The 19,970-nt window shown below is 70.9% G+C and carries 19 protein-coding genes and 1 pseudogene; 8 read left to right on the forward strand and 12 right to left on the reverse strand.

Annotation, left to right across the window (positions count from 1 at the left end; all coding sequences use genetic code 11):
* Both FDA94_RS32775 and FDA94_RS32780 read right to left on the reverse strand, forming a co-directional pair.
* Positions 1-733: pseudogene (locus tag FDA94_RS32775) on the reverse strand (FHA domain-containing protein); the annotation flags it as partial.
* Between the two features lie 99 nt (positions 734-832).
* Positions 833-1,951, reverse strand: a complete 1,119-nt coding sequence (locus FDA94_RS32780; RefSeq protein ID WP_246060275.1) for a site-2 protease family protein — start codon at positions 1,949-1,951, stop codon at positions 833-835.
* 96 nt (positions 1,952-2,047) lie between these two features.
* Between FDA94_RS32780 and FDA94_RS32785 the strand changes: the two genes are divergently transcribed.
* The 3 genes from FDA94_RS32785 to FDA94_RS32795 are packed head-to-tail and all read left to right on the forward strand — an operon-like array spanning position 2,048 to position 4,836.
* Positions 2,048-2,911 (forward strand): RecB family exonuclease, encoded by an 864-nt coding sequence (locus FDA94_RS32785; protein ID WP_137250950.1) that lies wholly within the window; start codon positions 2,048-2,050, stop codon positions 2,909-2,911.
* A 59-nt stretch (positions 2,912-2,970) separates the two neighbouring features.
* Positions 2,971-4,152 (forward strand): sensor histidine kinase, encoded by a 1,182-nt coding sequence (locus FDA94_RS32790; RefSeq protein WP_246060276.1) that lies wholly within the window; start codon positions 2,971-2,973, stop codon positions 4,150-4,152.
* Positions 4,153-4,836, forward strand: coding sequence for a response regulator (locus FDA94_RS32795; RefSeq protein WP_137250952.1), 684 nt, complete (start codon positions 4,153-4,155; stop codon positions 4,834-4,836).
* A gap of 52 nt (positions 4,837-4,888) precedes the next feature.
* Here FDA94_RS32795 and FDA94_RS32800 read toward each other — a convergent pair whose 3' ends face one another.
* From FDA94_RS32800 to FDA94_RS32810, 3 genes are read right to left on the reverse strand one after another with little or no spacing between them, the layout of a single operon-like run.
* Complete coding sequence (locus FDA94_RS32800) at positions 4,889-6,187, reverse strand: alkaline phosphatase family protein (RefSeq protein WP_137250953.1); 1,299 nt, start codon at positions 6,185-6,187, stop codon at positions 4,889-4,891.
* A 10-nt stretch (positions 6,188-6,197) separates the two neighbouring features.
* Entirely contained in the window at positions 6,198-7,007 is an 810-nt protein-coding gene (locus FDA94_RS32805) for a sugar phosphate isomerase/epimerase family protein (RefSeq protein ID WP_137250954.1), read from the reverse strand.
* On the reverse strand, positions 7,004-7,858 hold the full coding sequence (locus FDA94_RS32810) for an SCO3242 family prenyltransferase (protein WP_137250955.1): 855 nt from the start codon (positions 7,856-7,858) through the stop codon (positions 7,004-7,006). The genes FDA94_RS32805 and FDA94_RS32810 overlap by 4 nt, the downstream gene beginning before the upstream one ends.
* Positions 7,859-7,989: 131 nt before the next feature.
* Here FDA94_RS32810 and FDA94_RS32815 point away from each other — a divergent pair, with 131 nt between their 5' ends.
* Positions 7,990-8,463, forward strand: a complete 474-nt coding sequence (locus FDA94_RS32815) for a hypothetical protein (RefSeq protein WP_137250956.1) — start codon at positions 7,990-7,992, stop codon at positions 8,461-8,463.
* On the opposite strand, the gene FDA94_RS32820 is transcribed toward FDA94_RS32815, so the two are convergent.
* The 6 genes from FDA94_RS32820 to FDA94_RS32845 all read right to left on the reverse strand — a co-directional run bounded on the left by FDA94_RS32820 (position 8,460) and on the right by FDA94_RS32845 (position 15,174).
* The gene (locus FDA94_RS32820; RefSeq protein ID WP_137250957.1) at positions 8,460-9,473 is read right to left on the reverse strand and encodes an ABC transporter ATP-binding protein; all 1,014 of its coding nucleotides are present in this window, start codon (positions 9,471-9,473) and stop codon (positions 8,460-8,462) included. The two genes, FDA94_RS32815 and FDA94_RS32820, sit on opposite strands and share 4 nt — an antisense overlap.
* A complete protein-coding gene (locus FDA94_RS32825; RefSeq protein WP_137250958.1) occupies positions 9,473-10,495 on the reverse strand; it encodes an ABC transporter ATP-binding protein in 1,023 nt (340 codons plus the stop codon). Before FDA94_RS32825 ends, FDA94_RS32820 begins: the two co-directional genes overlap by 1 nt.
* Positions 10,492-11,505 (reverse strand): ABC transporter permease, encoded by a 1,014-nt coding sequence (locus FDA94_RS32830; RefSeq protein ID WP_137250959.1) that lies wholly within the window; start codon positions 11,503-11,505, stop codon positions 10,492-10,494. Before FDA94_RS32830 ends, FDA94_RS32825 begins: the two co-directional genes overlap by 4 nt.
* Before the next feature lie 72 nt (positions 11,506-11,577).
* The gene (locus tag FDA94_RS32835) at positions 11,578-13,347 is read right to left on the reverse strand and encodes an ABC transporter substrate-binding protein (protein ID WP_137250960.1); all 1,770 of its coding nucleotides are present in this window, start codon (positions 13,345-13,347) and stop codon (positions 11,578-11,580) included.
* Positions 13,348-13,392: 45 nt separating this feature from the next.
* On the reverse strand, positions 13,393-14,394 hold the full coding sequence (locus tag FDA94_RS32840; protein ID WP_137250961.1) for an ABC transporter permease: 1,002 nt from the start codon (positions 14,392-14,394) through the stop codon (positions 13,393-13,395).
* A gap of 297 nt (positions 14,395-14,691) precedes the next feature.
* Positions 14,692-15,174, reverse strand: a complete 483-nt coding sequence (locus FDA94_RS32845) for a cellulose synthase (RefSeq protein ID WP_137250962.1) — start codon at positions 15,172-15,174, stop codon at positions 14,692-14,694.
* 249 nt (positions 15,175-15,423) lie between these two features.
* Between FDA94_RS32845 and FDA94_RS32850 the strand changes: the two genes are divergently transcribed.
* Positions 15,424-16,509 carry a helix-turn-helix transcriptional regulator gene (locus tag FDA94_RS32850; RefSeq protein WP_137250963.1) on the forward strand — a complete coding sequence of 362 codons (1,086 nt, stop codon included), beginning with the start codon at positions 15,424-15,426 and terminating at the stop codon, positions 16,507-16,509.
* A 5-nt stretch (positions 16,510-16,514) separates the two neighbouring features.
* Here FDA94_RS32850 and FDA94_RS32855 read toward each other — a convergent pair whose 3' ends face one another.
* Positions 16,515-17,174, reverse strand: a complete 660-nt coding sequence (locus tag FDA94_RS32855) for an HAD family hydrolase (protein WP_137250964.1) — start codon at positions 17,172-17,174, stop codon at positions 16,515-16,517.
* A gap of 116 nt (positions 17,175-17,290) precedes the next feature.
* Here FDA94_RS32855 and FDA94_RS32860 point away from each other — a divergent pair, with 116 nt between their 5' ends.
* The 3 genes from FDA94_RS32860 to FDA94_RS32870 all read left to right on the forward strand — a co-directional run bounded on the left by FDA94_RS32860 (position 17,291) and on the right by FDA94_RS32870 (position 19,906).
* Positions 17,291-18,145 carry a PAC2 family protein gene (locus tag FDA94_RS32860; protein ID WP_030452355.1) on the forward strand — a complete coding sequence of 285 codons (855 nt, stop codon included), beginning with the start codon at positions 17,291-17,293 and terminating at the stop codon, positions 18,143-18,145.
* Positions 18,146-18,398: 253 nt separating this feature from the next.
* Entirely contained in the window at positions 18,399-19,304 is a 906-nt protein-coding gene (locus FDA94_RS32865) for a sensor histidine kinase (protein ID WP_246060277.1), read from the forward strand.
* The gene (locus FDA94_RS32870; RefSeq protein WP_137250965.1) at positions 19,301-19,906 is read left to right on the forward strand and encodes a response regulator transcription factor; all 606 of its coding nucleotides are present in this window, start codon (positions 19,301-19,303) and stop codon (positions 19,904-19,906) included. Before FDA94_RS32865 ends, FDA94_RS32870 begins: the two co-directional genes overlap by 4 nt.
* Positions 19,907-19,970 lie beyond the last annotated feature (64 nt).

The following is a 19,970-nucleotide window of genomic DNA, read 5'->3' on the forward strand; positions in this document are numbered from 1 at the left end:
GGCCGAACGGGCCGGGGCCGGGGTGCGGCGGCGGCTGGATCGGGCCGCCCATCGGCGGCGGGTCGTAAGGGGCCGGCTCGTAGGGCGGCGGCGGGTCGTAGGACGGCTGGCCGTACGGCGGGACGCCCGCCGGGGGCGGCGGCTGGTGGGGGATCATCGGCTGCTGCGGGCCCGAGGGCTGCGAGGCGTAGGGATGACCCGGCTGGGGCGGCGGAGAGGGCTGCGGGATCGGGTGGGGCCGGTGCATCGTGTGGCCGGTCGCCGTGTAGTCGATCTCGGCGCCGCCGCCCGCGACCACCCCGCCGTCGAGACGCGAGTAGGGGCTGGACGGGCCCGAGCCGGGCAACCGCAGCTCGACCCGGCCCACCGGGCCGGCCACCAGGCGGTCGGCCCAGGTGAGGGCGTCCTGTCCCGAGACCACGAAGTCGCCGTCGGGGGCGCCGAAGAGGTGGGCCGATGCCGCGCCCGACACCAGCACCGCCACGCCGCCGCCCGTGGGACCGGCGACCGCGATCGTCGGCGGCTCGTCGCTCATGGAGCGCGCCAGAACCTGGGCGACCTTACGGACCAGGGCCCGTCCGTCGCCGCCGCTCTCTGCGGTCTCCCGCACCGCGTCGAGCAACTCCTCAACCTGCGCCGAGCCCGGCCCGCACACCAGCGCCAGCCCGTTCAGGTGAGCGACCACACCGTCACCCGGAAGCGGACGGACCACCCCCGCGCCCTGCTCCGTCACAGAACTCTCCTCCGGCCATACCTAACTTCTGATCGTTTGACCAGAACATTAGTGGTGCGCGAGCCAGATGACGAGTGGGGGTGATCGCTCCCGATCTGGTCAGACGCCCGTGAAGACCCGGTTGACGTCGGCGGTGGCGAGCACGCCGTAGATTTCGCCGCCCCGTTCGACGAGCAGATATTCGCCCGCGGGGTTGTCGCGCATCGCGTCGATCAACGACTCCCCCTCCAGGTCGGCGCCCAGGACGAGGGCCGGTTCGAGGGAGCGTGCCAGCGACCCGGCGGTGATCCACGGGCGGCGCGCCTCGGGGGTCGCGTTGACGGCCGCCTCATTGACGATCCCGGTGGGACGGCCCTCGTGGTCGACGATCACCAGCGCCCCCGCGCCGCCCTCGCGGGCCCTCCTGAGTGCCTCGGCGAGCGGCACGTCGGCCGCTACCGGGAGGGCCCGCCGGGCCAGCGCGCGGGCCCGCACCTGGGGCAGCCGGGACCGGACCTTGGCGACGCGCAGCGACTGGGTGGCGCCCATCCAGATGAACGAGGCCAGGATCATCGACCAGACGATGGCGGTGAAGTCGGGCTCCTGCCCGGCCATCAGCGGCAGCACGAGCTGGTAGAGCACCACGACGACGGCGACGCCCCGCCCGACCCACGCGGCGGCGACGGTGCCCGAGTTGGCGTTGCGGGTGAGCCGCCACACCCCGGCCCTGAGCATCCGGCCGCCGTCGAGCGGCAGGCCGGGCAGCAGGTTGAACACGCCCACGATCACGTTGGAGAACCACAGGATGTAGAGCAGGACCTGGGGGATCGTGCCCTCTTGGAGGAGCTGCTCGACGCCGAAGAAGACGCCTGCGAGGCCGAGAGAGGCGACGGGACCGGCGAAGGAGATCAGGAACTCCTTGCCGGGGGTGTCGGGCTCCTGCTCGATCTCCGAGACGCCGCCCAGAAGGTAGAGGGTGATGCGCTTGACCGGGAGACCATAGGCTTTGGCGACCACGCAGTGGGCCAGCTCGTGGACGAGCACCGATATGTAGAGCAGCACCGCGAAGAGCAGGGCGACTGAGTAGTGGACGAACGATGAGAATTCCGGCAGTTGCCCGGCGGCCACCGGTTCGTACGTGATCGTGATGAACGCGGCGACGATCAGCCACGTCGGTGACACGTAGACCGGGATCCCGAACGGGCGGCCCATCCGCAGCCCTGGGGACGGTGTGCTCATAACGGTCTGGTTCCCCTTCCTTGGCATGGATCCTACGCGCCACCACCGGCCCCGGCGGGCCTCGGAAGTGTCGGGGGCATGGCCTATCGTCTGGGCATGACCCTGACCGAGGAGCGCGCCGTCATCGGCGCGCTGTCCCCCTCCCGTGCCGGTGACTTCATGACCTGCCCGCTGCTCTACCGGTTCAGGGTGATCGACCAGCTTCCCGAGAAACCCTCGCCGGCGGCCGTGCGGGGCACGCTCGTCCACGCCGTGCTCGAACGCCTCTACGACCTGCCGCCCGGGGCGCGCACCGCCGCGGCCGCCCGCGACCTGCTCGACCCGCAGTGGCGGCGGCTGCTGGAGGAGGAGCCCGCCTACGAGGGGCTGTTCGCGAGCGACGCCGAGCGCGACGAGTGGCTGGAGCAGGCGCGCGGCATGGTCGACCGCTACTTCACGCTCGAAGACCCGACGGTGCTCGAACCGGCCGAGCGGGAGCTCTACGTCGAGGCGGTGCTCGACAGCGGCCTGCTGCTGCGGGGTTACGTCGACCGGCTCGACGTCGCGCCCACCGGCGAGATCCGGGTGGTCGACTACAAGACCGGCGCCGCCCCCGGGCCCCACTTCGAGGCCAAGGCGCTGTTCCAGATGAAGTTCTACGCCCTGGTGCTGTGGCGGCAGCGCGGCGAGATCCCCCGGCTGCTCCAGCTGATGTATCTGAGCGGCCAGGGCGAGGTGCTGCGCTACCAGCCCGACGAGGCCGACCTGCGGGCGACCGAGCGCAAGGTCGAGGCGCTGTGGCAGGCGATCGAGCGGTCGCTGACGACCCGCGAGTGGCACCACCGGCCCTCCCGGCTGTGCGGCTGGTGCGACCACCAGGCGCTCTGCCCCGAGTTCGGGGGCACTCCCCCGCCCGTACCCGAGGAGAGGCCCCGGCCGACGCGGCGGCTGGCGGCCCGCGCGGCGACCGACGAGCTCTGAGCTCCGGGCTCGTTCTTGGGGATGAGGTCTGTGGGCCGGAGGACGCCTAAATTGATTGCGTGCGCACCTCCCCCCGTCGGCAGCTGATCAGCGACTCAGTCCTCGCGGTTGTGGTGACCGCGTCCTCGCTGCTCTTCGCGTTGTCCGTCGGGCCCGGCACGACCGCCGGCTGGGAAGGGGTGCCGGTGTTCGGCCGGCCGGCCGACTTGCCCAGCCTGCTGCTGATCGCCGCGTGCACGCTTCCCTTGGCGTTCCGGCGGCGGTGGCCGTTCCTGCTCCTGGTGGCGACCAGCGTGCCCGGTCTGCTGCTGACCGGGCTCGGTTACAACCCAGGGCTGGCCGACTTCGCGGCGATCATCCTGCTCTACACCGTCGCGACGCAGCGGGGCCTGGCGCTGAGCGTGCTGGCGGCGGTGCTGGTGATGGCCTGCTACCTGGCCGGGGCGCTGCCCGCCAACGAGCAGCTCGGCTGGGCCGACCACGCGATCGTCGTGGTCGTCACGGCGCTGGTGTGGGTGGTCGGGCGCACGATCCGGCTGCGCCGGGCCTATCTCGGGGAGCTGGTCGACCGGGCCGACCGGCTCGAACGGGCCCGCGAGGCCGACACCCGGGCGGCCCGCGCCGAGGAGCGGTCGCGGATCGCCAGGGAGCTCCACGACGTCGTCGCCCACCACGTCTCGGTGATGACGGTGCAGGCCGCCGCAGCACGCACGATGCTCGAGAAGAACCCCGAGGTGGCGCGCGAGGCGCTGATCTCCATCGAGGAGATGGGGCGCACGGCGATGGCCGAGATGCGCAGCATCGTCGGCGTGCTGCGGACCGACGGGCCGGCCGAGCGCGGCCCCCAGCCCGGCATGGACGACCTGCCCGGCCTCGTCGACCAGATGCGCGAGGCGGGGCTGACCACCCAGCTCTGGCTCGAGGGCGAGACGCGGCAGCTGCCCCCGGGCGTCGACCTGGCCGCCTACCGGCTGGTCCAGGAGGCGCTGACCAACAGCCTGCGGCACGCGGGCCCGGCCGCCCGCGCGTGGGTGACCGTCCGCCACGAGCCCAGCGAGCTGATGGTGCACGTCGAAGACGACGGGCACGGGCTGGTGCTCAAACGCGAGAACGGCGGCAAGGGGCACGGTCTGGTGGGCATCAAGGAGCGAGTTGCCCTCTATGGTGGAGTTCTGCGGATCGGCCCGCGACCGGGGGGCGGATTCGAGGTCCGGGCCCGCTTTCCCCTCAAGGACAGATAAATGCCGATCAGGGTGCTGTTGGTCGACGACCAGCCGCTGCTGCGCACGGGGTTCAGGTTCATCCTGGAGGCCGAGACCGACGTGACGGTGGTCGGCGAGGCGGGCGACGGGTCGACCGCGATGGACCAGTCGCGGGCGCTGCTGCCCGACGTGGTGCTGATGGACATCCGGATGCCCGGCATGGACGGCATCGAGGCGACCCGCCGCATCGTCCGCGACGCCGCGCCGTCGGCGCACGTGCCCCGGGTGCTGGTGCTGACCACCTTCGACCTCGACGAGTACATCGTGGAGGCGCTGCGGGCCGGGGCCAGCGGGTTCCTGCTGAAGGACGTGCCGCCCGCCGAGCTGGTGCAGGCGATCCGGGTGGTGGCGGGCGGCGACGCGATCGTGGCGCCGAGCGTCACGCGGCGGCTGCTCGACAAGTTCGCGAGCCGGCTGCCGTCGGCCCAGCAGCAGGCGTCGCCGACGCGGCTGGCCCGGCTGACCGAGCGGGAGCTGGAGGTCCTCAAGCTGATCGCCAAGGGCCTGTCCAACGCCGAGATCGCCCGTGAGCTGGTGGTCAGCGAGACGACCGTGAAGACCCACGTCGGCAACGTGCTGACGAAGCTGGGGCTGCGCGACCGGGTGCAGGCGGTCGTGCTGGCGTACGAGACCGGGTTGATCACGCCCGGCGCCCACCCGTAACGGCCGGGATCCCGGGCCCGGAGCCGTGCGGCGCCGGGCCCGTGAGCCGGACCTACTTCCGCCGCAGTTCCTTCAGCAGCAGGTCCTTCACGTCGGTCGCGTGGTAGCTGTCGCCGTCCCACGGGCCGATGAGCACCGGGCCGTCCTCGGGCGAGTCGGGGAGGCGGCCGTGGCTGCCGCTCACCTGCTTCGGGTCGAGGGGGACGACCGACATCTCGTAGCGGAAGCCCATCTTCTTGCGCAGCAGCGCCTTGGCGGCGATGGCCTTGCTGGTCATGAAGAGCTCGGCGGGGTCGTAGCCGGGCTTGCGGTGGATCTCGACCAGCTTGGCGAAGTCGGGGGCGCGGTCGTCGTCGAGCCAGTAGTAGTAGGTGAACCAGGCGTCGGGCTCGGCCACGGCGACCAGTTCCCCGGCGCGCTCGTGGTCGAGGCCGTACTTCTCCTTGCCGGCCTGGTCGAGGACCTCGTCGACGCCGTCGAGGCCCGCGATCAGGTCGCGGACGCGCGGGATGTCGGCGGAGTCGCGCACGTAGACGTGCGAGATCTGGTGGTCGGACACCGCGAAGGCGCGGCTGGTCCACGGGTCGAGGTACTCCATGCCGACCTGGGTGTAGACCTCCAGGAGACCCTCGCGGCGCAGGGCGCGGTTGATGTCGACGGCCTTGGAGGCGTTGGTGATGCCGTACTCCGACAGGATGACCGGGTTCTGGTCGAGCAGCGGGACCAGGGCCGTGTCGACGGCCTTGGCGGCGTCGATGGCCTGCTGGGAGTCGGGGCCGAAGCGCTGCAGGTCGTAGTCGAGGTGCGGGATGTAGACCATCGTGAGGTCGGGCTTCTCCTCGTTGATGATCTTGCGGGTGGCGCCCACGATCCAGTTCGACGAGGTGATGCCGGCGTTCGGGCCCCAGTAGGTGAACAGGGGGAACTCGCCCAGGTCGTTCACGAGCCTGTCGTGCCACTCCGGGGGGCGCACGTAGGCGTCGGGCGACTTGGCGCCGTCGGCGTGGTAGATCGGGCGGGGGGTCACCACGAAGTCGGAGTTGGTGCCCATGGCGTACCACCAGCAGACGTTGGCGGTCTTCAGGTCGCGGGTGACGTCCCAGATCTGCTCGCCCTGGATGAGGGCGTTGTGCTGGCGCCACAGGAAGACCTCGCCGAGGTCGCGGAAGTACCATCCGTTGCCGACGATGCCGTGGTCGCGGGGCATCGCGCCGGTCACGATGGAGGCCTGCACCGAGCAGGTGACCGCGGGCAGCACCGGCGTGAGAGCGGCGGCGTTGCCCAGTTTCGACACGTTGGGCATGTGGGCGAGCAGGCGCGGGGTGAGCCCGACCACGTTGATAACGAGCATGGTTATGTCCTCAGGAATGACGTCGCAGGAATTCGATGGATCTCTGGGCGACCGCCGGGGCGGCGTGGCTGTGCCGGGCCAGCTCGACCGCGATCATCCCGTCGAATCCGCGCAACTCCGCCATGACGGGCGCGAACTCGATCTCTCCGTCGCCGAACTCCAGATGTTCGTGGACATCTCGCCGCATGTCCTCGATCTGGACGTGCACCAGGTAGGGCGACGCCCGCCGGACGCACTCGGCGACCGGCCAGGGTTCCAGGCACTGGCAGTGCCCGATGTCGAGGGTCAGCCCGAACCGGTCGGGCTCCCCCAGCCGCTTGCGCAGCCGCTCGTAGGAGGCCAGGTCGTCGACGAGCATGCCGGGCTCGGGTTCGAACCCGAGCACCACGTCGTGCTCCTCGGCGTCGGCCAGCAGGGTCTCGCAGTGCGCGGTCAGCCGGTCCCACGCCAGGTCGTCGGGCACCTCGGCGGGGCGGATGCCGCTCCAGAGGTGGACGACCGGCGCGCCGAGGTCGGCGGCGACCTCGATGGCCCTCTTCGTGTACGCCACCCGCGCCCCCGCGTCCTCGTGCAGCAGCGTGGGGTAGTGCTTGCGGAACCGGTCGAGGGTGTAGCGGCCGCCGGTCTCCACGACGACGCTCAGGCCGAGGCGGCCGAGCTTCGTCGCGACCCGGCTGACCTCGTCGAAGGTGGGGTCGGGGCCGAGGTGGCCGTGGTCGAGGGTGAGCGCGACGCCGGTGTAGCCCAGGTCGGCGAGCACGCTGAGCGCGTCGTCGAGGGAGTGGTCGCGGAACCCGTTGGAGCAGTAGCCGAAGTTCATGCCGTCGACATCTTCGACGAGAGCCAGCGGCCCACGGGGAGCGCGGCCAGCAGGCCGAGCCCGGAGAGCGTCTTGCCCCCTCCGGCCACGGCGGCCGACTGCAGCGGCACGAAGCCCATGATCGAGGCCCGGACCGCCTGGCGGACCTGCTCGGGGTCGGGCTTGCCGCGCAGCGCCAGCGTCGCCTTCCCGCCGCTGGCGGCGTACCCGGCGATGAGGGCGGCCGCGGTGGCCTTGTCGGCCGCCGAGCCCGCGCCCCTGGCCACCGAGACGGCCGCGAGACCGGTGGCGGCGGCCGTACAGGCCAGGGCGCCGCGGACGGTGGCCGGGCTCGCCCCCGACACCTCCGCGCGGCCGAGGATGCTGATCCCGTAGGTGTGGGCGCCCACGGCGAAGGCCATCGGCGTGGGACGGCCGGCGCCGAGCATCACGTCGAGCGTGCGGCAGGCCGCCATCGAGGCGGGACCGGCCGGGGTGTGCTTCAGGCCCATGTCGTACGCCCACACCGCCCCCGCCAGCAGCGCGGAGATGGCGAAGCCCTTCTTGCCGCCCGCGAGCGTGGCCGCGGCGATCCCGGCGCCGGTGAGCCCGGCGGCGATGCCGAGGGCCTGGTTGGCCGAGATGCGCCCGGAGGGGATGGGCCGCTCGGGCCGCTCAACCGCGTCGATGTCGCGGTCGGCCCAGTCGTTCAGGGCCATCCCGGCCCAGTAGAGCAGCACCGAGGCGGCGGCCAGGCCGGGGGTTCCGCTGCGCCCGGCGAGCGCGGCGCCCGCCATGGTGTCGCCGGGGACGGAGAGGGTGGCCGGGGCGCGCACCAGTTCGAGTGCCGCCCTTAACCCGATTCGACTCATGTACGACTTCCGATCACTTACCCAAAGCTAGATGATCGGATGTTTCCAGACTTTTCGTCCGGAAGCGAGCCCTTGACCTGCTTCTTGGGATATATCCGCACATAGGGGAACCATTCGAAGGGGAGGCGGCCATGATGAAGGCTTCGCCCGCGCGGCGGCTGAAGGCCGCCGCGCTGCTGGTCTGGCTGCTGCCGGCGCTCACCGTCGAAGCGGTGCTGGTGCGGCTCGGCCTCCGCCCCCGGCCGCCCGTCCCGATGCGCAATCCCGACGGGTCGGTGACGGTCACCGCAATCGTGCACGGCTTCCCGGTGCCGGTACACGCGTTCTCCCACCACGGGTGGGTGCCCGGCGATCTGACGGTCTACCCCGACAGGGTGGTGCACCAGCCGTCCGGGCCCGACGAGGCACATTCCTTCATTCGCGAGGGCGCGATCGTCACCGTTGGCTGGCCTGGGGAGGGCGTCTTGAAGCGAGGGGTCATGGCTCGCGTGCGGGTGGATCTGCCCGACGGGCGGGTGATCCGGATCAACCTGCGGACCGCGTACAAAGAGGTCGTGGAGGACCTGGCGGGCCGCCCGCTCGGGAGGCGGGCGGCCGGCTACTAGGCCACCGTCGCCGGGGTCTCCGTCGTCGACGGGGCGTTCTCCGGGAAGTGGCAGGCGACCGCGTGGCCCGGGGCGAGCTCCGCCAGCGGCGGTTCCTGGGTCTTGCAGATCTCCTGGGCCTTCCAGCAGCGCGTGTGGAAGCGGCAGGCCGGCGGCGGGTTGAGCGGCGAGGGCACGTCACCGGTGAGGCGGATGCGCTCGCGGCCCTCGCGCTGCTTCGGGTCGGGGATCGGCACCGCCGACAGCAGGGCGTTGGTGTAGGGGTGCATCGGCGAGCTGTAGAGGCTCGCCCGCTCGCCCACCTCGACGATCTTGCCGAGGTACATGACCGCGACCCGGTCGGAGATGTGCCGGACGACCGACAGGTCGTGAGCGATCACCACGTAGGTCAGGTCGAGCTCGTTCTGCAGGTCCTCCAGCAGGTTGACGACCTGGGCCTGGATCGACACGTCGAGCGCGGAGACCGGCTCGTCGGCGATGATCAGCTTGGGCTTCAGGGCGAGGGTGCGGGCGATGCCGATGCGCTGCCGCTGGCCGCCGGAGAACTCGTGCGGGTAGCGGTTGTAGTGCTCGGGGTTGAGGCCGACCAGTTCCAGGATGTCCTGTACGGCCTTCTTCGTGCCCTGCTCGGTCTCGATGCCCTGGATCCGGAACGGCGCGCCCACGATGGCCCCGACGGTGTGCCGGGGGTTCAGGCTGCTGTACGGATCCTGAAAGATCATCTGCATGTCACGCCGGAGCGGGCGGAGCTTGCCCTGCTTCATGTGCGTGATGTCGTGACCCTCGAAGGTGATCTTCCCGCCGGTCGGCTCGATCAGCCGGGTGATCAGGCGGCCGGTGGTGGTCTTGCCGCAGCCCGACTCGCCCACCAGGCCGAGCGTCTCGCCCTTGCGCACGTCGAAGCTGATGCCGTCGACCGCCTTGACCGCGCCCACCTGGCTCTTGAACAGCCCCTTGGTGACCGGGAAGTGCTTCTCCAGCCCCTGGACGGACAGGATGGTTTCGGACATCAGGACTCCAGCTTCGGCTTGATCTCGGTGGCCCAGATGTCCCGCCGCTCCTCGCGGGAGAGGTGGCAGCGCACCAGGTGGCCTCCCTCGGTCTCGACCAGGTCGGGCACCAGCGTGCTCCCCTTGCCGCCGGTACGCGGCTCGAAGGCGCACCGGGGGTGGAAGGCGCAGCCGGACGGCACGTTGATGAGCGAGGGCGGGCTGCCCTTGATCGGCAGCAGGCGCTCGGTCACCTCGCGGTCGAGGCGGGGCATGGACCCCAGTAGACCCCAGGTGTAGGGGTGCTCGGGCCGCTCGAAGATGTCGTCGGCGGAGCCGTACTCGATGCACTTGCCGCCGTACATGACCAGGATGTCGTCGGACAGTTCGGCGACCACGCCCAGGTCGTGGGTGATGATGATCAGCGCGGCGTTGAAGTCGCGCTGCAGGTCGCGCATCAGGTCGAGGATCTGCGCCTGGACGGTCACGTCGAGCGCGGTGGTCGGCTCGTCGGCGATCAGCAGCTCGGGGTCGCACGACAGGGCCATCGCGATCATCGCGCGCTGGCGCATGCCGCCGGAGAACTCGTGCGGGTAGCTGTCGACGCGGCGGTCGGGCTGCGGGATGCCGACCCGGCCGAGCATGTCGATCGCGTGCTTCTTGGCGACCTTCTTCGAGACGTTGTTGTGGATCCGGTAGGCCTCGATGATCTGGTCGCCCACCGTGTAGTACGGGTGCATCGCCGACAGCGGGTCCTGGAAGATCATCGCCATCTTCTTGCCGCGCAGCGAGCGCACGTGCTCGGGCGAGGCCGAGACGAGCTCCTCGCCGTCGAGCCAGATCTCGCCGGAGATCTTGGCCCGGCCGCCCTTGTGCAGGCCCAGGATGCCGAGCGAGGTGACGCTCTTGCCGGAGCCCGACTCGCCCACGATGCCCAGCGTCTTGCCGCGCTCGAGCTGGAACGACAGGCCGTCGACCGACCGGACCAGGCCGTCGTCGGTCGGAAAGTGGATCTTCAGGTCGTTGAGCTGGAGGAAGGTCATGACAGCCGCACCCTCGGGTCCACGACCGCGTACAGCAGGTCGACGATCAGGTTGGCCACGACGATGAAGAACGCGGCCAGCATGGTGAAGCCCATGATCTTGGGCAGGTCGTTGGCGGCGATGGCGGTCGTGGCGTACTTGCCGAGGCCCTGGAGGGAGAAGGCGTTCTCGGTCAGGATCGCGCCGCCGACGAGGATGCCCACGTCGAGACCGAAGATCGTGACGATCGGGGTCAGCGCGGCGCGCAGGCCGTGCTTGCCGATGACCTTGCTCTCCTTGAGGCCCTTGGCTCTCGCGGTGCGGATGTAGTCCTCACCCATCGTGTCGAGCATGCCGGCCCGGGTGAGCCGGGCGTAGGCCGCGGCGTTCAGGAAGGCCAGGGTGAGCCAGGGCAGGATCAGGCTGTAGGCCCATTGGGCCGGATTCTCCGACAACGGGACGTAGGCGCCGCCGGGGGCGGTGATGCCCAGACCGTACGAGAGCAGGGAGAGCGCCACCAGACCCGTGAAGAAGGGTGGCAGCGACACGCCCGCCAAGGCGATGATCATCGCTCCCCGGTCGAAGATCGAGCGTCTCTTCAGCGCGGAGAGCACGCCGACCGAGACGCCGATCACCAGCCAGATGACCGAGGCGCCCGCGGCGAGCGAGAGCGTCACGGGGAGCCGGTCGACCAGGTCGGGCCAGACCGGTTGCTTGGTGACGAACGAGTAACCGAGGCAGGGGGCGGGGCAGTGCTCAACGCCGGCTCCGTAGTCGTACTCGGACCCGACGAAGACGCCCTTCACCCATCGGCCGTACTGGACGACGACGGGGTCGTACAGCCCGAGCTTCTGTGCGGTCGCCTGCACGTTTGCGGCGGTGGCCGCGCGTCCGACATAGCGGTTGGCCATGTCGTCCGGCGTCACGCCCGCGAGGCGGGGCACCACGAAGAAGATCGAGAAAGTGACCGCGCTGACAACGAACAGCATGGCCAGGGCGCCGATCAGGCGCCGAATGATGTAGGTGACCACTGTCCCCCCTCGGCGATAGGGGGCCGGTCCGGTGGGACCGGCCCCCTGCCTGCCGAACCTAAGGCCGGTTTACTACTGCTGGACGCCGAGCGCCAGGTAGTCGTACATGTCGAAGGCGCCGGTGACGAACTGGTTCGTCACGCCCTTGCCCCGGAGCAGCAGACCCTTGGCGTAGACGGCCGGGAGGACGTAGGCGCCCTCCATGACCTTCTGGTCGATCTCGCCCCAGACGGCGTCACGGGCGGCCGTCTCGGAGGTGCCGAAGGCCTTGTCGACGAGCGCGTCGATGGCCGGGTCCTTCACCGACAGGTTGTAGTTGCCGGCCTCGCGGATGGTGCGGCTGTCGACGATCTGCGACAGGAAGCCGAAGCCGTCGTTCCAGTCGGCGCCCCAGCCGTTGGTGGCCAGGCCGATGCCGTTGGCCTTGGTGTAGGCGGGCTTGCCGGCGTAGGCGGTGAAGTACTCCGAGGTCGGGAAGCCCTTCAGGGTCAGCTTGATGCCGACCTTGGCGAGCGCCTGCTGCATCGACTCGGCGGCCGCCTGCTCCTTCGGACGGTCGGAGCGGAAGGTCATCGTGGTCTCGAAGCCGTTGGGCTGGCCACAGGCCGTCAGGGCCTCCTTGGCCTTGGCCTCGTCGCCGCTGCCGGTCGGGTAGAGGTCGAGCTTCTTCCAGCCGCCGATGCCCGAGGGCATCAGCGAGGTGGCGATGTCACCCGCGAGCTGACCGCCGTAGGCGTTCTGCAGGCCGACGCGGTCGGCGGCGTAGATGACCGCCTTGCGGCACTCGACGTTGTCGAGCGGCGGGTTGTCGTTGAGGATCGAGATGTACCAGGTCCGGGCCGAGACCGGGTTGTCGGCGCGCTCGCGCAGGGCCGGGTCGGCCTGGATGGAGCCGAGGGCGGCCGGCTGGACACCGGTGCCGGCGATGTCGACGTGCAGGTCGCCGGCGATGATCCGGTTGTCGAGGTCGTTGGCCTCGACGCCCAGGCTGATCTCGTACTTGTCCGGGAGCGCCTTGCGGATCGGGTCGGTCGCCGGGTCCCAGTTGGGGTTGCGGACCAGCACGTACCGGCTGCCCTGCTCGACGGTCTCGAACATGTACGGACCCGAGGCCATCACGTGGTCGCGGTACTTGATGCCGGTGTCCTTGGCCTGCGGGACCGGCACGGTGGCCGGGAGCGCGGCGAAGTTGTCGAAGCCGGAGTAGGGCTTGTTCAGGTGGAAGACGATCGTCTGGTCGTCAGGGGTCTCGATCGCCGAGTCGGTGTTGACGTCGGGGGTCTTGTAGACCGACTTGAAGTCCTTCGGCAGGTCCAGCCAGTCGTTGAAGTACGTCGGGCCGTTGACGAAGGTCTCCTTGTCGAGCTGACGGAGCACCGCGTACTTCACGTCCTTGGACGTGATCGGGCTGCCGTCCTCGTACTTCAGACCGGCGCGCAGCTTGTACGTCCAGGTCTTGCCCTCGTCGCTGCTCACGCCCAGGCTCTCGGCCAGGTCGGGGACGAGCTCGCGGCCCTTGGCGCCCGGCGCGGGGTTGTAGGTCACCAGCGGGCGGCCGTAGATGCGCAGCAGGTTCCACGACATGCCGTAGTAGGTGTCACCGGGGTCGATGGAGTCCCAGTCCTCGGTGACGGCCATCTTGAGGGTGCCGCCCTTCGCGTCGGAAGGGTTGGTCACGTTCTCAAGACCGGCGTTGAAGCCGGCCGCCCCGGCCGACGGCGCCGAGGTGGAGCCACCGCCCTCGGTGGCAGCCGGGGTCGACGTGCCACCGCCGCCGCAGGCCGACAGGCCCAGCGCCAGGACGGCACCGGCGGCCGAGACGACCAGTGCTTTCTTCTTCATTCGTAAACCCCTTGTTGGTAGGAGCCGGGGAAACAGGGTGGAAGGTCAGCGACCCGACCGGGGGTCGAGTGCGTCGCGCAGGCCGTCGCCGAAGAGGTTGAAGGCCAGCACGGTGATGAAGATCGCCATACCGGGGAAGAACATGAAGTGCGGGACGGTGTAGTACTTCGTCGCCGCGGCGAGCATGCCGCCCCAGGTCGCGGTGGGCGGCTGGATGCCGACCCCCAGGAACGACAGCGCCGCCTCGAACAGCACGTTGGTCGGGATGAGCAGCGTGGCGTAGATCAGGATCGGCGCGATCAGGTTCGGGAGGATCTCCTTGAACAGGATGTACGGCCCCCGCGCGCCCAGGCTCCGCGCCGCGTCGACGAACTCGCGTTCCCGCAGCGACAGGGTCTGCCCCCGGATGATCCGGGCGATGTAACCCCAGTTGAAGAAGCCGATGACGAAGATCAGCAGCAGGATGCGGAGGGAGTCGCCCTTCACCTGGAGCTGGGTCTCGAACTGGCCGAGCACGCCCACCAGCGCCATGGCGAAGACCAGGACGGGGAAGGCGAGGAAGATGTCCATGAGCCGGCTGATGATCATGTCGACCCAGCCGCCGAAGTAACCGGCGATGACGCCCATGACGGTCCCGATGAGGACCGAGAGCAGAGTGGCGAGGAAGGCGATCAGCAGCGAGATCCGGGCGCCGTACACGACCCGGCTGAACAGGTCGCGGCCGTTGACGGGTTCGACCCCGAACAGGTAGTCCCAGCTGATGCCGGACCCGCCCTTGGGGATCATCGTCATGGTGTCGATCTGGTCCTGGTTGAACTGGTTGGGCGGGTGCCCGAACCAGCCCACGATCAGTGGTGCGAAGATGGCGACCAAGATCAGGAAGATGATGACACCGGCACCGGTGAGGGCGACCTTGTCCCGCTTCAGGCGCATCCAGGCGATCTGTCCAAGAGACCGCCCCTGGATCGCCTTCGCGCCCGCTCCCTCGGCAACGGACTCCGGCGTGGCTTTCAGCTCATCGCCGGAGACGTCAAGTGGTGCGGTCATGCGTTGGGCCCCCTGGGTTCCAGACGACGTTGTGCCGACGGGAGCACGACACGTCCGGAGCGCTCCCATGTGGATCCAGACCCACATGGTGAGCGGGTCTCGGAGGCAGAATCTATGTGCTGATCTGCGTAAACAAGACCCAGTAGGCGCTATGTGGCCCAACTGTGATTCACGCGAAACTCATTCGTGTTGATCTTGAAGAGAATGTCGGAGTCCCGTTTCGGTTGTGTCGCGGATCTGTGACATTGCACTGGCCGGTAACTTGGGTCTCGCCATGCGAGATTTCCCGAGCCGGGCTCAGCTGATGCCGCGCTTCTTCAAGATGTCCTCGATGTCGGAGAAATCATCATTCTTCGACTCGACCGGACGGGCCATCGGCTTGGTGACCTCCGCCGGCCGGCCGGGCTGGGCCGCCCCGGCGGGCGCGGCGGGCGCGGCGCCCTGCTTCTCGGCCCGGGACCTGCGCCCGATCCGGAGGGTGCGGCCCCGCATGACCCCCGACACCAGGAACAAGACCACCGAAAGCCCGGCCAGCGCAACCCCTGCCCACACCGTGGGCGAGAGCACGAGCCGGGTCACGAAGGTGACGATCGAGGCGACCACGTTCCAGAGCGTCTCCAGCACCCCGGTCAGATAGGCCGCCAGCGGCAGCAGCGCCCACGCGGTCACGCGCAGGCCCGCGGCCGCCCCCCGGCGCCGGAACGCGAGGAACGCGAGCACCACTCCGGCTGCGGTCAGCCCCGCGCACAACGGCAGCCACGCGATCTGGGCAAAGGTCATGCCGGCCCCCTCGGGTAGTTCGCGGCGGTTCCCGCGCGAGCCACGACCGGCCCCCGGCCGCCCGCGTCTCGATTGATTTGGCCTGATTTCCATCCTGTCACGTGGGCCTCCGCCGCGTGCTCCTCCCTGAGGAGGGCGCGACCCCTAGGCACTCCCCCGGGTTACCCCTGGGGGACCGTGGGGTTCACTCTGATCCGCCCGGCCCGCCGGATTCCTACCGTCGGAGGCATGTGGCCTTTCATGGGGCGTATGGCCGAACGTGATCAGATCAGGACGGCGGCCCGCGACGGGGGCGGGGTGCTGGTGGCGGGCCCGGCCGGATCGGGGCGGACCCGCCTGCTCACCGAGGCGCTGGCACCCTTCTCCCACCTGCTCGTCCGGGCCCGCGCGGCGGGCGTGCCGTTCGGCGCCTTCGCCCACCTGCTGCCCGACCCGGAACACACCCCCGTCAACCCCGTGGTGTGGGCCGCCGCCGCCCTGGGGCCGATCCCGCCGGTGCTGGCCGTCGACGACGCCCACCTACTCGACCCCAGCTCGGCCGCCCTGGTCGCCCACCTGGCCGAACACCACGGAACCACGCCGATCGTCACCGTCGCGGCCGGCGCCCCGCTGCCGGAGCCGATCGCGGCCCTGTGGCGCGACGGCGCGCTGACCCGGATCGACCTGGCCCCGCTGACGGTCCGCGAGACCGGCCGCCTGCTGGCCGCCGCCCTGGGCGGCCCCGCCGACCTCGCGACGGTACGCCGCCTCCACCACACCACCGGCGGCAACCTCCGCCTGATCACCGAACTGCTGCCGGGCACCGGCATGACCCTGGCCGGCGGCGTCTGGCGGTGGGACGGCGAGCTCACCCTGCCGCCCCGGCTGCGCCAGCTGCTGGAGGCCGAACTGGCCGGGCTGACCCCGGCCGAGACCGCCGCCATCGAGCTGGTCGCCCTGACCGAGCCGGTCGACCTGGACGTCTTACTCACCCTGGCCGACCACGCCGCCGTCGCCCAGCTGGAGCGCCGGGGCCTGATCACGGTGCTGCGGGACACCTCTCCCCCGCGCGTCCGGCTGGCCTGCCCGCTGCACGCCCACGTGGTGCGCGACCGGGCCACCACGCTGGGCGTGCGCGACGGGCTCGCGCTGATCGGCGGGGCCACGCCCCGCGTCGAGGGGCTGAGCGCCCGGGAGGCCGAGGTCGCCCGGCTGGCCTCCTGGAACCTGACCAACCGCGAGATCGCCGACTGGCTGGTGCTGTCACCGCGTACGGTCGCCAACCACCTGTGCCGGGTCTACACGAAGCTGGGCGTGAACAACCGGGCCGATCTCGCGCCTCTGCTGGCCGCCTAGACCGTCTATACGCGCCATACGAGCGAGCGGATCAGGGGCAGGTCGACGTCGAGGAGCGACTCGACGACCGTGCGGCGGGGGGCCGGGGAGATGGGCAGCAGGTTGGGCACCGCGATCACGTGGCAGCCGGCGGCGGTGGCGGCGGCGACGCCGTTCGGGGAGTCCTCGCACACCACCGTGTACTGCGGGTCGGCGGCCAGGAGGCGCAGGGCCAGCCGGTAGGGCTCCGGGTCGGGCTTGGTGCGGGTCACGTCGTCGGCGGTGACCACGACGTCGAAGTGGTGGCGGCCGATCGAGGCGAGCACGGCGTCGGCCATCGGCCTGAGCGAGGCGGTGACCAGGGCGGTGCGCACGCCCCCGGCCTTGACCTCGGCGAGGAGTTCGAGGGCGCCGGGCAGCGGCTCGACGCCCGACTCCAGCCGTGTCAGCATGCCGTCGAGGAGCCAGCGGCCCACCACCTCGGGGGCGACGTCGGCCCCGGTCAGGCCGAGCATGTAGGCGACCGTGGCGTCCCACGATCCGCCGACCAGGCGCTCCTGGTGGTCGGGACCCCACTCGCCGCCGAGCCGTTCGACCACCTCGGCCTCGACGAGACCCCACAGCTTCTCGGTGTCGACCAGCAGGCCGTCCATGTCGAAGAGAACGGCGTGCAGATGTGCGGACATGAAGTATCGGCCTCGGGGAGAGTCGGGGTGTCGGCCCTCAGCTTATCGGTGGCCACGGATAACGCTCGGGGGCGCACTACAACTAGGCTGGGTCCACGACTATGTGAGGAGGCGGCTTGATCGAGCTCGAAGGGCTCCCTGAGCTCGTCGACCCGGTGCTGATCGCCGCGTTCGAAGGCTGGAACGATGCGGGTGAGGCGTCGAGCGCGGTGCTCGCCCACCTGGAGGCCGAGTGGAAGGCCACCCCGCTGGTGGAGCTCGACCCGGAAGACTATTACGACTTCCAGGTGACCCGGCCCATCGTGGAGATGGGCGAGGGCATGACCCGGTCGATCACCTGGCCCACCACCCGCCTGCTGGTGGCCCGTCCCCCGGGAGCCAAGCGTGACGTCGTGCTGCTGCGCGGCATCGAGCCCAACATGCGCTGGCGCACCTTCTGCCAGGAGATCGTCGGGCTCTGCCACGAACTCGGCATCGAGCTGGCCCTCCTCCTGGGCGCCCTGCTGAACGACTCCCCCCACACCCGGCCGGTGCCCATCGTGGGCTCGGTCAGCGACCCCGGCCTGGCCCGGGTTCTCAACCTCGAACTGACCAAGTACGAAGGCCCGACCGGCATCATCGGCGTGCTCCAGCACACCCTCGGCCACGCGGGGCTCCAGACGATCTCCCTGTGGGCCTCGGTGCCCCACTACGTCGCCCAGCCGCCCAACCCGAAGGCGACCCTGGCCCTGCTGCGCCGGGTCGAAGACCTCCTCGACATCCCGATGCCCTACGGCGAGCTGCCCGAAGAGGCCCGCGCCTGGGAGACCGGGGTCGACGAGCTCGCGGCGCAAGACTCCGAGGTCGCCGAATACGTCAAGGAGCTCGAGGAGCGCAAGGACGCGGCCGACCTGCCCGAGGCGAGCGGCGACGCGATCGCGGCCGAGTTCGAGCGCTACCTGCGACGACGCGACCGGGGCACCGACGGCTGACGCCGGGTCGGGCCGGCCGAGGCCCGTCGGGGAATGGCCGGCGGTCAGCGCCCGACGGTTCGAGACCTACGCCCGCTGGTCCACCTACGTCGCCGTCACGACCCCGCTCGCCCCCCTTCCGGCCGCGTCGGCGAGCCCCGGGTTCCCCGCGGTCGTCGCACTGACGATCGCCCTCGTCGCCGGGAACGTCCTGGTCGGGCGGTGGAGTTTCGACGTCCTCGGCGGACGCGATCGGCGGCTGCCGGTCGGCGGGGTGATCGCCTGGGGGCTCACGCTGGTGGCGCTCGTGGCGGCGTCGTTCACGATCACGGCCCCGGTGCGGGGCGTGGTGATCGCGACGGCGATCGGGTCGGTGGCGGCGAGCTTCGTGCCCGTGCTCGACGCGCGGCGCACGCTCTGCCTGAACGGCGCGATCCTGCTTCTGGCCGTCCCCCTGGCCGCCGTCGCGGACGTCCCGCTCCTGGTCGTCGGGGCGGCCGTCGTCAGCGTCACCCTGTGGGCCTGCTGGTCGGGCGGCTGGATGCTGCAGGTGCTGCGGGAGCTGCAGCGCGCCCACGAAGACCGGGCCGCCCTCGCGCTCGCGAACGAGCGGCTGCGCATCTCGCGCGACCTGCACGACGTCTTCGGCCGCACCCTCGCCGCCATCGCGGTCAAGAGCGAACTCGCCGCCGAACTCGTCCGCCGGGGCGGCACCGGCCGGGCGGCCGACGAACTCGCCGGGGTCCGGCGGCTGGCCGAGGAGGCCGGCGGTGAGGTGCGCCGCGTGGTGCGCGGCGAGGTCAGGGTCACGTGGGAAGGCGAGGTGGCGGGCGCGCGCGCGTTGCTCGGCTCGGCCGGCATCCGCTGCACGGTGACCGGCGACCCGGTGCCCGGGGAATGCGCCGAGGCCCTGGCGTGGGTGGTCCGCGAGGGGGTCACGAACGTCCTGCGCCACTCGGCGGCCACGGAGGTCACCCTCACGACGACGGCGACCGACGGCGGAATTCGCCTCACGATCGTCAACGACGGCGCCGCCCCCGAACCGGCCACGGGCGGCGGTAGCGGGTTGCGGGCGATGTCGGTGCGGATCGGGGCGCTCGGGGGGCGGGTCGACGTCCGTCGCGGGGGAGACCGGTTTCTGCTGGAGGCCGTGGTGCCGATTCCGGGAGGGTCAGCGTGATCCGAATTCTCGTCGCCGACGATGAGCATCTCATTCGTGACGCCGTCGCCGGGCTGCTCGAACTCGACGACGACTTCGAGGTCGTCGGGCGGGCGGCGTCGGGGGACGAGGCCGTGGTGACGGCGTTGCGGGTGCGGCCCGACGTCGCGCTGCTCGATCTGCAGATGCCCGGGGCCGACGGCATCGAGGTGGCGCGGCGGCTGGCGGCCGACCTGCCCGGGTGCGGGTGCGTGATCCTGACCTCCCATGGGCGGCCCGGGTATCTCAAGGCGGCGCTGGCGGCGGGGGTGCTCGGGTTCCTGCCGAAGACCACGTCGGCGCGGGACCTGGCGGCCGCCGTCCGGAAGGTCGCGGCGGGCGGGCGGCACGTCGATCCGGAGCTCGCGGCCGAGGCGATCAGCGCCGGGGACTCCCCGCTCACCCCGCGCGAGACCGACGTGCTGGCCCTCGCACGTGACGGCGCGCCCGTGGAGGAGATCGCCCGGCGGGTGTCGCTCTCGGGGGGGACGGTGCGGAACTACCTGACCGCCGCCATCGCCAAGCTCGGTGCGGCGAACCGGCACGACGCCGTCCGGGTGGCCGCCGAGCGGGGCTGGATCTGACAAATGTCACGCCGCTGACGTGCGGATCGCATCGGATCTCGTGAGCGACGGCACTGCTGGGGCG

Origin of the sequence: Herbidospora galbida, assembly GCF_005233835.1 — a bacterium.
Lineage (GTDB): Bacteria > Actinomycetota > Actinomycetes > Streptosporangiales > Streptosporangiaceae > Herbidospora > Herbidospora galbida.